This is a genomic window from Tatumella ptyseos ATCC 33301 (genome assembly GCF_000735525.1).
Classification (GTDB): domain Bacteria; phylum Pseudomonadota; class Gammaproteobacteria; order Enterobacterales; family Enterobacteriaceae; genus Tatumella; species Tatumella ptyseos.
In genome coordinates, this window is the sequence record NZ_JMPR01000028.1 from 180,329 (window position 1) to 193,130 (window position 12,802).

At 54.4% G+C, this 12,802-nt stretch carries 8 protein-coding genes and 1 pseudogene; 5 read left to right on the forward strand and 4 right to left on the reverse strand.

All coding sequences use genetic code 11. The features are described from left to right. Positions 1–26: 26 nt before the first annotated feature. Entirely contained in the window at positions 27–1,172 is a 1,146-nt protein-coding gene (gene yeiB, locus GTPT_RS08625) for a DUF418 domain-containing protein YeiB (protein ID WP_029989596.1), read from the forward strand. 398 nt (positions 1,173–1,570) lie between these two features. Here yeiB and sanA read toward each other — a convergent pair. The 4 genes and pseudogenes from sanA to metG all read right to left on the reverse strand — a co-directional run. Further along, positions 1,571–2,260 (reverse strand): annotated as a pseudogene (gene sanA / locus GTPT_RS08630) (outer membrane permeability protein SanA); the annotation flags it as partial. Positions 2,261–2,380: 120 nt separating this feature from the next. After that, complete coding sequence (locus tag GTPT_RS08635; RefSeq protein ID WP_025903396.1) at positions 2,381–4,078, reverse strand: NAD-dependent malic enzyme; 1,698 nt, start codon at positions 4,076–4,078, stop codon at positions 2,381–2,383. 143 nt (positions 4,079–4,221) lie between these two features. Beyond that, complete coding sequence (gene cdd, locus GTPT_RS08640) at positions 4,222–5,112, reverse strand: cytidine deaminase (protein WP_029989592.1); 891 nt, start codon at positions 5,110–5,112, stop codon at positions 4,222–4,224. Positions 5,113–5,308: 196 nt separating this feature from the next. Then, on the reverse strand, positions 5,309–7,375 hold the full coding sequence (metG, locus tag GTPT_RS08645) for a methionine--tRNA ligase (RefSeq protein WP_029989590.1): 2,067 nt from the start codon (positions 7,373–7,375) through the stop codon (positions 5,309–5,311). Positions 7,376–7,562: 187 nt separating this feature from the next. Here metG and apbC point away from each other — a divergent pair, with 187 nt between their 5' ends. From apbC to GTPT_RS08665, 4 genes are all read left to right on the forward strand, one after another. Beyond that, positions 7,563–8,660 carry an iron-sulfur cluster carrier protein ApbC gene (apbC, locus tag GTPT_RS08650; RefSeq protein WP_025903399.1) on the forward strand — a complete coding sequence of 366 codons (1,098 nt, stop codon included), beginning with the start codon at positions 7,563–7,565 and terminating at the stop codon, positions 8,658–8,660. A gap of 284 nt (positions 8,661–8,944) precedes the next feature. Then, positions 8,945–9,508 (forward strand): alkyl hydroperoxide reductase subunit C, encoded by a 564-nt coding sequence (ahpC, locus tag GTPT_RS08655; RefSeq protein ID WP_025903400.1) that lies wholly within the window; start codon positions 8,945–8,947, stop codon positions 9,506–9,508. 69 nt (positions 9,509–9,577) lie between these two features. Beyond that, positions 9,578–11,149 carry an alkyl hydroperoxide reductase subunit F gene (gene ahpF, locus GTPT_RS08660; RefSeq protein ID WP_029989588.1) on the forward strand — a complete coding sequence of 524 codons (1,572 nt, stop codon included), beginning with the start codon at positions 9,578–9,580 and terminating at the stop codon, positions 11,147–11,149. Between the two features lie 349 nt (positions 11,150–11,498). Then, positions 11,499–12,578, forward strand: a complete 1,080-nt coding sequence (locus tag GTPT_RS08665) for a hypothetical protein (protein ID WP_051170785.1) — start codon at positions 11,499–11,501, stop codon at positions 12,576–12,578. The last annotated feature ends 224 nt before the right edge of the window (positions 12,579–12,802 follow it).

Sequence of the window (12,802 nt, forward strand, 5' to 3'; positions counted from 1 at the left end):
TTTTTCTTTCCTGTCAGGGTTGTCACATGCCGCGTTATCCCCAGCTTGATTTTATCCGTGGTGCCGCCATCGCCGGCATACTGCTGTTGAATATTGTCAGCTTCGGTTTACCCTCGGCCGCCTATCTGAACCCGGCCTGGCAGGGATTTATTACGCGTCCGGATGCCATCAGTTGGGCAGTCCTCGAGGTCTTTGCGCGGCTTAAGTTCCTTAACCTGTTCGCGTTACTGTTTGGTGCCGGACTGGTGTTTCAGTTGCCGAAAGGCGGAGCCTGGATACAGTCGCGGCTGGGCTGGCTTTTACTGTTCGGCGTGCTGCATGCCGTACTGTTATGGCAGGGGGATATTCTGGTGGCCTGGTCGCTGGCCGGGATGCTGAGCTGGCGGATGATCCGCGATGCACACTCTCCCGGCGTACTGATGCGCACCGGTATTCTGTTTTACGCGGTCGGGTGCCTGATGTTGCTGTTGTTCGGGGCGATATCTTCAGGCCATGCGGGCAGTGACTGGCTGCCCGGTGCCGCCGAGGTTTTTCTTGAACAGCAACGGGTACTGCACCCGGGTATGGCTGCGATAGATTACCGCACCGATCATCTGGCATCGATGCTGGTGGCATTTTTCGGACAGTATGGCTGGGAACTGACCGGACTGATGATGATCGGCGCGGCACTGGTGCATAATGGCTGGCTACTGGGTAACCGCCCCCCGGCCGACTATCTTCGTACAGCGGCGTTATTACTGGTTCCCGGTTTTCTGCTGGAAGCCGCCGGCACGACAGCCCAGTGGCTCACTGGCTGGTCATTCCGCTGGAGCGGATTTTATCTGCAAATTCCCGGCGAAATTGCCAGCCCGCTGATAAGCCTGGGGTATGCGGCACTGGTGCTGGCCGGCTGGCAAAAAATCTCATCGATGCGGGTCGGTTATCTCTTTTGCTGCATCGGTCGTATGGCCCTGAGTAACTATCTGCTGCAAACCCTGGTCTGTACGTTGATTTTCTCCACTGCCGGGTTCTTCCTGCATTTCCAGCGCTGGCAGTTGTTACTGATAGTGCCGTTTATCTGGGTGATCAATACGCTGTTTTCGCTGTGCTGGTTACGGTATTTTCCGCGCGGGCCGATGGAGCAACTCTGGCGGATCCTGACCCGGAAAACAGCCGGTTCCGGTGAGGGATAAGCGCGTTTGCCCGGCAAGGGCGGTATCCCGGGTTAGCGTACTGCTGAGTCCGGGCCTTCAGGCCCGGTGGTAACTCCGGGTTTCACTGCCGGGGGAAGCGCGGGGGGCCGGACAGGCACCTGTGCAGCGTTAGCCGGTACCGGACATTCTGTTCCCCCCGGCAGCATCTGATGGTAATTCCGGGGGCGGCGTCCGGCATCATTATCCGCTGCGCGGGTAACACCTGACAGGGCATCCGGCGGTCTGATCGGCAAAATCCCGGTAACGGGGCCGGAAACCGCAGGCTGACCGGCAAAGGTGGCCAGCAGAGCGCAATTTGCGGCATGAGCCTGATACCCGTCAGTCAGCGGGGCGGCTTTTGCTTTGTGTTCCGGGGCGGGTTGTTCCGGGGTTCCCTGTAACTGTTGCGGCGTAATGGCCGGATAGCCCGGGGCGTTATCAGGAATTTCGGTGACCGGCGGGATAGGGATCAACGGACCAAGATAGCGAGGCTCACTTTTAAACAGGTACAAATCCGCCAGGGCGGCAATGCGTGCAGCAATTTCACGGATGCGAATACCCAGCATATTCTTAGGAGAAGGAACGGCATAGCACTGTGCTGCAATCCCCTGATGCATCGCGATAAACAGGGCGCGTTCACAATGAAAACGCTGGGTAATAATGGTGAAATCGTTAGTATCAAACACCTTACGGGTACGGATTATAGAATCCAGCGTACGGAAACCGGCATAATCCAGCACAATATCCGCCGGGTCGACACCGGCACGGATAAGATCCCTGCGCATCGTCCGGGGTTCGTTATAACTCTGCAGGGCGTTGTCACCGCTGAGCAGCAGATAATTCACCTTTCCGCTGTTATAGGCATTCAGAGCGCCCTGGATGCGGTAAAGGTAATACTGATTCAGCTCACCGGTACGGTAATATTTTGAAGTCCCCAATACCACGCCGACTTCACGGTGGGGCAGCTGACTGACGTTTTCATAAATATAGGGGGCAGTTTTCCAGCTGATCCAACGGTCAAGCCCCAATGCAGTCACGCCTGCCAGTAAAATCAGGCAACAGAGAAGGGTAAAGAGACGTTTGAGCATGCGGCCGGATCACTCATCTGATAATTAAAAAGTGACCCAAGGGTACTTGAGCCACTTCGGTCAGGCAAGCGCAGACATTATCGCTGCGCTGCCGGTGGAAGGTTCTGCTGAACGGCAATCTCAGATTGAGGTCCGACGGTAATGGCGATAGGCCGGAGTCCAGAAATTATCCTCTATCGCCTGCGCCAGTGCCTCTTCGGAGCTTTCCGGGGCGACGCCGGCGAGCCGGGCGGCACGGGCCACTTCTATCGCTATCCGGCGGGAAACCTGCTGGATATCACTCAGTTCCGGCAATACCGGGCCGGTGGGGTCGGTAGCAAGAGGCGAGCAATCGGCCAGTGCCCGGCTGGCACTCATCAGCATAGAGTCGGTCACTCTGCTGGCCCCGGAGGCAATAATACCCAACCCGATCCCGGGGAAGATGTAAGCATTGTTACACTGGGCTATCGGGTAGACCTTATCCTGCCAGGTGACCGGCGCAAACGGGCTCCCGGTGGCTATCAGTGCTGCACCCCCGGTCCAGCTGATAAGATCTGCCGGGGTGGCCTCCACGCGGGACGTCGGGTTTGATAAAGGCATAATGATTGGCCGTGGGCAGTGACGGTGCATTTCACGAATAATTTCTTCGGTAAACAGCCCGGGCTGGCCGGAAACACCAATCAGGATAGTCGGTTTGGCGTTGCGTACCACATCCAGCAGAGAAACGTGATCACTGCCGGTTTCCCAGTCGGCGATAGCCTCTGAGGACTGCACCAGACGGGCCTGGAAAGGTAACAGGTTGGTCAGTTTATCCGTCAGCAGGCCGTATCGGTCGACCATCATCACCCGGCGACGGGCTTCGGTATCGCTCAGACCTTCAGACGTCATTTCATTAATAATCTGCTCTGCAATACCGCAACCGGCGGAACCGGCACCGAGGAACACAATGGTCTGTTCTGAGAGCGGGCTGCCGGCGGCCCGGCTGGCGGCGATCAGCGTGCCAACCGCCACGGCAGCGGTTCCCTGAATATCATCATTGAAGCAGCAGAGTTTATCGCGGTATTTTTCAAGAAGCGGAGTCGCATTTTTCTGTGCGAAATCTTCAAATTGCAGTAACGCATGGGGCCAGCGCCGTTTCACCGCACTGATAAATTCCTCTACGAAGGCATTGTACTCTTCCTCACCAATGCGGGGATGACGCCAGCCCATATAGAGCGGGTCATTCAGCAATTGCTGATTATTGGTGCCGACATCCAGCACGATAGGTAAGGTGTAGGCCGGGCTGATACCACCACAGGCGGTGTAGAGTGACAGCTTGCCGATAGGGATCCCCATGCCGCCGATCCCCAGATCCCCGAGACCGAGAATACGTTCACCATCCGTCACGACGATCACTTTGACATTCTGTTTGGTGGCGTTCTGTAACATATCTTCGATATGTTCGCGGTTAGGGTAGGAGATAAACACACCGCGGGCGCGACGATAGATGTCTGAAAATTGCTCACAGGCGGTACCGACCGTCGGGGTATAAATGATGGGCATGACTTCCTGCAGATGGTCTGCCAGCACACGATAGAACAGCGTTTCATTGGTGTCCTGAATATTGCGCAGAAAGACGTGCTTATCGATATTATTTTTGAATTCCTGGTATTGCTGCCAGGCCCTTTCGGCCTGTTCTTCAATGGTCTCTACGGTTTCCGGTAGCAGGCCATTGAGGTTAAACTCGTTACGTTCCTCCCGGGAAAAGGCGCTGCCTTTATTGAGTAGCGGAAATTCCAGCAGGATCGGGCCGGCATAGGGAATATATAGCGGTCGTTTACTCTCGTAATCCAGTTCCATCATTGATACTCCGTTGTAAAGCCCGGTCACCGGGTGAGGCCACCGGAAGGTCTTTAGTTGTCAGCAAATTACGCCTTTCCCGACGTTTTTCAAACAGGTTATTTGCCGGTAATCTGTCAGATTTCCGGCAAATTCATCTCAATTTATGAGCGGGTGAGGCAGACATAATCCAGATTATGGCAGCCGAGCGCGGCCAGGGTGGTCTGAGTCGCACTGCGCTGAAGCAGAGTGGCCTCTTCCGATTCGGCCAGCACGGCACGCTGAATTTCGGCGCAATCCCCGCCTTTGAGATTGAGCAGGATCAGCGCCGATTGCAGTGGCGGTAACGTCGGATTATACGCGGCATTTTCTGCATAGCGACCGGCATAAATTGCTCCGTCACGGGTCTGCAAAGCAACGCCGCTGAATGCGTCACTGTAAGGTGCATAACTGAGGCTGGCGGCATGTATCGCCGCCTGTGTCAGCGCGTCACCCTGCGGGATAAACTGCTGGTCACTGACATCCATCAGCACGCTGTGAATGTTCAGGTCTGCCGGGCCAAAGGCGGCCGGCAGATAGTCAGCCAGCGCCCGCGGTGGCTGATCCGGCAGGCAAACCGTCAGGGACAGGCCGCTGTTTAGCTCATTCATAAATTGCCGGCAGTGACCGCAAGGCGAGTAATTGACGGTGATCGCCGCCAGTTTCTCCTCGCCCGAAAGCCAGGCGTGGGTAATGGCGCTTTGTTCAGCATGCACCGTCTGTTGCATGGTGGCACCGCTGAATTCCATATTAGCGCCGAAGTACCAGCATCCGCTGACGCCCCGGGCGATGGCTCCGACGTTAAAATGCGAGAGCGGGGTGACGGCACAACTGGCTGCCAGTGGCAGCAGGGCCAGTGCCAGGGCATTTTCGTCAAGGCCGGTGGCAGTCATCAGATGATGTACGGTTTCCGGCTGAAGAAGGGCCGTAAAATGCGGGTCATCAAGCACGGGTTTCAGTGCCTGTTGCAGAGGGGTATCAAGTGTGGCAAACGCCGTGGTAAAACGTGGATGCATACAAAGCCTCATCGGGTGAGCCGGTTATCCCTGGTTTTTATAGGTGATCCCGGTCCGGGACACAATGTAATCTGCTCTCTTATTGCAGTTCTGTGTGACAAGCCGCAAAGTTCAGAAAAATAGCAGCAGAGAGATGTCCGGCAGCAGAGGAAAAAAAAGCCGGTTTGCACCGGCTTAACGAAATAGCTTGTCAGGATTAACGCACCGGCATGCCCGGTTGCGCACCACTGTCGGCAGACAGAATAAACAGGTCTTTGCCCCCGTTACCGGCTGACAGCACCATCCCTTCAGACACGCCAAAGCGCATTTTACGCGGGGCCAGGTTTGCGACGATGATCGTCAAACGGCCGACCAGCACCGACGGATCCGGGTAAGCCGCACGGATCCCGGAGAAGATCTGGCGTTTTTCGCCGCCCACATCCAGCATCAGGCGCAGGAGTTTATCGGAACCCTCTACCAGCTCTGCCTGTTCAATCAGTGCGACACGCATATCGACTTTGGCAAAGTCATCGATGGTAATCACACCTTCCACGGACGCTTCTTCCTTTTTGGCCGGTTTTGCCACGGCAGCCGTTTTCTTCTGAGTCGCCGCCGCAGCAGGTGCTGCCTGTGCCGCATCTTCTTTTGATGCATCGACCAGCGCCGTGACTTTACTCATCTCGATCCGCTGATAAAGCGCCTTGAAAGGTGCCACAGTATGACCGGTCAGCGGCTGTGCAATGCTATCCCAGCTCAGTTCGCTGTTCAGGAAGGCTTCACTGCGGGCAGAGAGTTCCGGCAGTACCGGTTTCAGCCAGGTCATCAGAATACGGAACAGGTGGATCCCCATCGAACAGATAGCCTGCAGGTCAGCATCACGGCCTTCCTCTTTGGCAACCACCCACGGTGCCTGCTCATCCACATAACGGTTAGCCAGGTCTGCCAGTGCCATAATTTCGCGGATAGCACGACCAAACTCGCGACTGGCCCAGGCTTCACCGATTTTCTCGCTCGCATCGACAAAGGTCTGGTACAGCGCCGGGTCAGCCAGCGTCTCAGAAAGCTTGCCGTTGAAACGTTTCGTGATGAAGCCAGCATTACGGGATGCCAGGTTAACCACTTTGTTCACGACGTCGGCATTGACCCGCTGTACGAAGTCTTCCAGATTCAGGTCGATGTCATCGATACGGGAAGAGAGTTTCGCCGCATAGTAGTACCGAAGGCTGTCGGCATCCAGGTGTTCAAGCCAGGTGCTGGCCTTGATAAAGGTCCCGCGGGATTTAGACATCTTGGCACCGTTAACCGTGACATACCCGTGGACAAACAGGTTATCCGGTTTGCGGTAGTTGCTGCCTTCCAGCATGGCAGGCCAGAACAGGCTATGGAAGTAGACAATATCTTTACCGATAAAGTGGTACAGCTCGGTGGTGGAATCCTTTTTCCAGTATTCGTCGAAGTCCAGATCACCGCGTTTATCACACAGGTTTTTGAACGAGCCCATATAACCGATAGGGGCATCCAGCCAGACGTAGAAATATTTGCCTGGCGCATCCGGAATTTCAAAGCCGAAATACGGGGCATCACGGGAAATATCCCACTGTTGCAGGCCGGATTCGAACCATTCCTGCATTTTGTTCGCTACCTGCTCCTGCAGCGCGCCGGAACGGGTCCAGCTCTGCAGCATGTCAGAGAAAGAAGGCAGGTCGAAGAAATAGTGTTCGGAATCACGCATCACCGGCGTGGCGCCGGAAATCGCTGATTTTGGCTCAACCAGTTCGGTCGGGCTGTAGGTGGCCCCGCAGACTTCACAGTTATCACCGTACTGGTCGGCTGCCTTACATTTCGGGCAGGTCCCTTTCACAAAGCGATCCGGCAGAAACATGCCTTTTTCAGGATCGAACAGCTGTGAAATGGTGCGGTTCTTAATGAAACCGTTGTTTTTCAGACTGCCGTAAATTTTTTCAGACAGGACGCGGTTTTCTTCACTGTGGGTAGAGTGATAGTTATCGTAACTGATATTAAAACCAGCGAAATCTTTCTGATGTTCCTGGCTCATCTCTTCAATCATTTTTTCCGGGCTGACGCCCAGTTGCTGTGCTTTCAGCATGATGGGGGTGCCATGGGCATCATCGGCACAGATGAACCATACAGTATTGCCACGCATTCGCTGGTAACGCACCCAGATATCCGCCTGGATGTGTTCCAGCATATGCCCGAGATGGATAGATCCGTTAGCGTACGGCAGGGCGCACGTTACCATTATTTTCTTTGCGACTTGAGTCATAGTTTGCGTAGCTTTCTGTTATTTGGAAAAGAGTCTGAATGGTAACCGAAGGCACCCTTAACGTAAACAAGTGCCGGGCGATAAAGGCAGGATCGCTGACATGCCGGTCAATCTGCTACTATAAGCGAAGAAAAATGGTTTACCGGGCGTGCCGTTCGTCACGTCCCCGTCAGAAGGAGAAGGGATAATGCCGGCACTCACCCCGGAAGAATTACATGCACAGGTCAGTGCGGTAGTTGCCGCGTTTCAGCATCCAACCCTGCAACAGGATCTTATTCGCCTGCAGGCCCTGCACCATGTGGCGTTACTGGATAATGTTTTACACATTGAACTGCTCCTGCCGTTTGCCTGGCAGTCGGGCTTTGAGTCATTGCAGGAAGAAACGAGCGGAACACTTTGCCAGATCACCGGTGCTGACCGCGTGGAATGGCGACTGAGCCATGAGATTGCCACCCTGAAACGGGCCAAAAATCTGCCAGGTGCCCGGGGCGTAAAAAATATTATTGCCGTCAGTTCCGGTAAAGGGGGGGTCGGTAAGTCGTCCACGGCGATTAATCTGGCCCTGGCACTGCAGGCTGAAGGGGCAAAAGTGGGAGTACTGGATGCTGATATTTACGGGCCTTCAGTCCCCATGATGCTGGGCAGTGAGGGCGAGCGCCCTTCATCGCCGGACGGCAAGCATATGAACCCCGTGATGGCCCACGGGCTGGCAACGAATTCAATAGGGTATCTGGTGACCGACGACAACGCGATGGTCTGGCGCGGTCCGATGGCCAGTAAGGCACTGATGCAGTTGCTGAATGAGACCCTGTGGCCGGAGGTGGATTACCTGATTGTGGATATGCCCCCCGGCACCGGTGATATTCAGCTCACGCTGGCGCAAAATATCCCGGTGACGGCCGCACTGGTGGTCACCACCCCGCAGGATGTTGCGCTGCTGGATGCGAAAAAAGGCATAGTGATGTTCAATAAAGTGTCGGTGCCGGTGCTGGGTATTATCGAAAATATGAGCGTGCATCTCTGCAGCCAGTGCGGGCATGCGGAAGCTATTTTTGGTACCGGCGGCGCAGAAGCGCTGACGGAAGAGTACGGCCTGCATCTGGCCGGAAAAATCCCGCTGCATATTTCGCTTCGTGAAGATCTGGATGCCGGACAACCCACGGTGAGTCGCTGGCCCGATAGCGGGTTTACCCGACTGTATCGTGATATTGCCAGCGGTATTGCTGCCAGACTGTACTGGCAAGGCGAGGTTGTTCCGCCGGATATTTCTATCCGTACCCTGTAAACAGATTGGGTCTGTTGTCATCCTCTTACGCCGCGGGGCCTCCGCGGCGCTGCATCGGGTCTGTAGCGTATTGTCAGGCAGACCCCGCCAGTCGCCTGAGCGGTTACTGATATTTTCGTTGCCTGCCGGTGAGCGGGGCGGATGATCCCTGCGACATGCTCCGACAGAACGATAGCCCGGGTCAGTTTAATAGGTTTCAGTGATTACATTGATAATGACAGTGTATTAGCCCGTGCCCGCCCCGACGGTTACTCTGTAGCTCAACTTTTCATGGAGGGCAACTCATGTCAATTATCAATACTCAGATTAAACCGTTCAAAAACAGTGCATTTAAAGATGGCCAGTTTGTTGAACTGACAGAAAAAGATGTGGCAGGTAAGTGGAGTGTCTTCTTCTTCTATCCGGCTGATTTCACCTTTGTCTGCCCGACTGAGCTGGGCGACGTGGCAGACCACTACGACGAATTTCAGAAACTGGGTGTCGATATCTACTCAGTCTCTACCGATACCCACTTTACCCATAAAGCATGGCACGGCAGCTCAGACACCATCGCTAAAATCCGTTATGCCATGATCGGTGACCCGACCGGTGCGCTGACCCGTAATTTCGACATTATGCGTGAAGACCAGGGGCTGGCTGACCGGGGCACCTTTATCGTCGATCCGCAAGGCATTATCCAGGCCGTAGAAATTACCGCTGAAGGTATCGGTCGTGATGCTTCTGACCTGCTGCGTAAAGTGAAAGCGGCGCAGTATGTGGCGACCCACCCGGGTGAAGTGTGCCCGGCGAAGTGGAAAGAAGGTGAGGCAACACTGGCACCGTCACTGGATCTGGTCGGAAAAATCTAATACACCGCACCAGTCGACGTATTTTCACGGGTGCTCTGGCACCCGTTTTTTTTGTCAGGGGAAATGACCATGCTCGATACAACATTAAAGAACCAGCTCAGCAGTTATCTCGAAAAACTGACCCGTCCGGTAGAGCTGATTGCCAGCCTGGATGACAGTAAAGCTTCAGCAGAGGTGGGTGAGCTACTGGAACAAATTACGGGTCTGTCAGATAAAATTTCACTGCGCCGGGAAGATGCCCTGTTCAGCCGGCAGCCGTCATTTATGATTGCGCAGGCAGGGCAGACGTACGGGCCGGTCTTCTCCGGCTCTCCCCTTGGACACGAATTTACGTCACTGGTGCTGGCACTGTTACAGACCGGCGGTCATCCCTCGAAAGAGAGCCAGCAGCTATTATCCCAGGTGGCAGAACTCGACAGTGACCTGCATTTCGAAACCTATTATTCGCTTTCCTGCCATAACTGCCCGGATGTTGTGCAGGCGCTGAACCTGATGGCGATCCTTAACCCTAAGGTGACCCATACCGCTATCGACGGCGGCGTTTTCCGTGAGGAAGTGGAGCAGCGCCAGGTGATGGGCGTCCCCGCGGTGTTCCTGAACGGTCAGAGTTTCGCGCAGGGCAGACTGTCGCTGAGCGAGATTGTCAGCAAAGTGGATACCAATGCCGGTAAAAAAGCGGCGGAAGCCCTGAACCAGCGTCCGCCTTATGATGTACTAATTGTCGGCAGCGGACCTGCCGGCGTGGCGGCTGCGGTCTATGCCGCCCGTAAAGGGATCCGTACCGGACTTATCGGTGAACGTTTCGGGGGACAGGTACTGGATACCGTCGATATCGAAAACTATATATCGGTCCCGAAAACCGAAGGTGGCCGCCTGGCAGGCGCATTACGTCAGCATGTTGATGACTACCGGATTGATGTGATTGAAGCACAATCGGTCAGCCGTTTATTGCCTGCCGAAACCGCCGGTGAACTGCACCGTCTGACCACCGGATCCGGCGCGACGCTCAGTGCCAAATCCGTGATCCTGGCCACCGGTGCCCGCTGGAGAAATATGAACGTGCCCGGCGAAGAAGCGTACCGTACCCGCGGTGTCACCTATTGTCCGCACTGTGATGGTCCTTTATTTAAAGGTAAACGCGTTGCGGTGATCGGCGGCGGTAACTCCGGGGCTGAAGCGGCCATTGATTTAGCAGGCCTGACAGAGCACGTGACCCTGCTTGAATTCGCCCCCGAAATGAAAGCCGATAAAGTCCTGCGCGATAAGCTGCACAGTCTGCCGAATGTTGAGGTCATACTCAACGCGCAGACCCGTGAAGTGGTCGGCGATGGTCAGCAGGTGACCGGGCTGCAATATCAGGACCGACTCAGTGGCGAACTGCACAGCGTCGCGTTATCCGGCATCTTTGTGCAGATAGGCTTATTACCGAACACCGGGTGGTTAACGGATACCCTGTCGCTGAACCGCTTTGGTGAAATTGAGATCGACAGCAAATGTGAAACCAGCCGGAAAGGTATTTTTGCGGCAGGTGACTGCACCACCGTGCCCTATAAGCAGATTATTGTGGCTTGCGGAGAGGGGGCAAAAGCCTCATTGTCAGCGTTTGACTACCTGATCAGGACGCCGTCGCTGAATGGCTAAATTTCCTGCGCTGTAGTTTACGTCTGTATTTTTAATTATCCCCGCGGTTATCAGTAATAACCGCGGGGATTTTTTATATTAATTTTTTATTGTTCCTCAGGCGTCATCATTCGCAGGTGTTATTAATTGTTTACTGGTGATTATATTATTCACCCGGTTCCTGGATATTAATATAATTAACGTTAACAGGATTTAATGATTGAATAATAATTTACTTAAGTGGTTAATTTTAATAATTTGTTTTTATTAGCATCTTATGCTGAAATCAACGCCATTTACTGCCGCATAATTCCTGCTCTTTTACCGGGCGAAATATGCCTGCATATCATTCATGGCAGACGATGAATCAATGAAAATAAGATATCAGCTATTCGGCCTTCTGGTAGTGTTTTGCGTTATTTTACCTGCCAGTAGTAAAAGCAGGTTAGCGGACCTTGCCGATCTTTATCAGTTACCTCAGACGGGCCTGAACCCCCGTGAAGACGTGGGTAAGGGGCCGTCCACGCCGCCAAAAAACACAGCGCTTCCTGTTCAGCATTATAACCGCTGGCTCCCGTTGCTGGGGGAGCAAGCGGTAGAGAGGGGGTATGAGTTACCGCTGCCCTTCGGTATTGGCATTAACTATATGAATATCCGGCAGAATATCGATGTGAAGTCCATCGCGTTCAGTGGACTGGGCCTCGGGAACCGGGCCTTACCGGGGGGGCTTTTTGCTATTGATGCCAGTAAAACCCGGCAATATAGCCAGACCCGGACGCTTCGTCTGGATACCTGGATCCTGCCATTCTGGGATCTCTATGGCATTACCGGACAGACGCGAGGCCATTCCATGTCTTCTGTCGGGGTGGACTCTGATCCGGATCAGTTTAAAGGTGACCTGATAAACCAGATGATTGCCGGCATTATCCACGGTATGCATCATGCCGGGAGCTTCGATAACCTTAATTTTGAGCTGAAATTTAAAGGCAATACTTACGGTATAGGGACAGTGCTGGCGGGAGGCTCGGGGGACTGGTATGGCCTGCTGGATATTAATTACACTCAGACCCGTTTTGACATCCTCGATGGCAGCATCACTGCTCTGACGGTCTCACCCCGGGCGGGGTACCGCGTTGATACGCCGGGTCTCCGTGCCATTGGCTTGCCTCCCGGGAAACTGAACCTTTGGGTCGGCACCATGTACCAGAATGTGCAGCAGGAATTTAAAGGCAGCCTTAACGATTTGTCGATGCCGGCCTCTTTAAAAGCACTGATGGCGATGGCGAATCAGAAGGGGGAAGGGCGTTTCGATGTTAAACAACATCTTCAGTCGCCCTGGAACATTCTGCTGGGCGCGCAGTACAGCATGACAAAACATTTTAATCTGGCGACGGAACTCGGGTTTGCTGAACGTCACAGTATCATGGTTTCCGGCGAGTATCGTTTCTGATGTATTCAGTGTGCTTACGCAGGAGCAGGTCACCCGGAGCAGACGGCTTTCGCCGGGCTGTGGTGAGCATTTCCGGGGATATTCTCCGGGCCATTGCCGGGATATTCTGACGAGCCGGCCGGGTAAAGGACACTGGTTGCCGACGAGCGGTGCCTGGTAACGGTTTGCCTTTCAGCCTGCTATGAATATCCGTCCGGATTATGGTCCCGGTAAAGGAAGCCGTG

What these genes read in the sequence shown, in the direction of transcription:
- cdd (WP_029989592.1), bottom strand. Translation starts at nt 5,112, where the DNA reads ATGCATCCACGTTTTACCACGGCGTTTGCCACACTTGATACCCCTCTG.
- ahpC (WP_025903400.1), top strand. Translation starts at nt 8,945, where the DNA reads ATGTCAATTATCAATACTCAGATTAAACCGTTCAAAAACAGTGCATTT.
- GTPT_RS08635 (WP_025903396.1), bottom strand. Translation starts at nt 4,078, where the DNA reads ATGGAACTGGATTACGAGAGTAAACGACCGCTATATATTCCCTATGCC.
- metG (WP_029989590.1), bottom strand. Translation starts at nt 7,375, where the DNA reads ATGACTCAAGTCGCAAAGAAAATAATGGTAACGTGCGCCCTGCCGTAC.
- GTPT_RS08665 (WP_051170785.1), top strand. Translation starts at nt 11,499, where the DNA reads ATGAAAATAAGATATCAGCTATTCGGCCTTCTGGTAGTGTTTTGCGTT.
- ahpF (WP_029989588.1), top strand. Translation starts at nt 9,578, where the DNA reads ATGCTCGATACAACATTAAAGAACCAGCTCAGCAGTTATCTCGAAAAA.
- yeiB (WP_029989596.1), top strand. Translation starts at nt 27, where the DNA reads ATGCCGCGTTATCCCCAGCTTGATTTTATCCGTGGTGCCGCCATCGCC.
- apbC (WP_025903399.1), top strand. Translation starts at nt 7,563, where the DNA reads ATGCCGGCACTCACCCCGGAAGAATTACATGCACAGGTCAGTGCGGTA.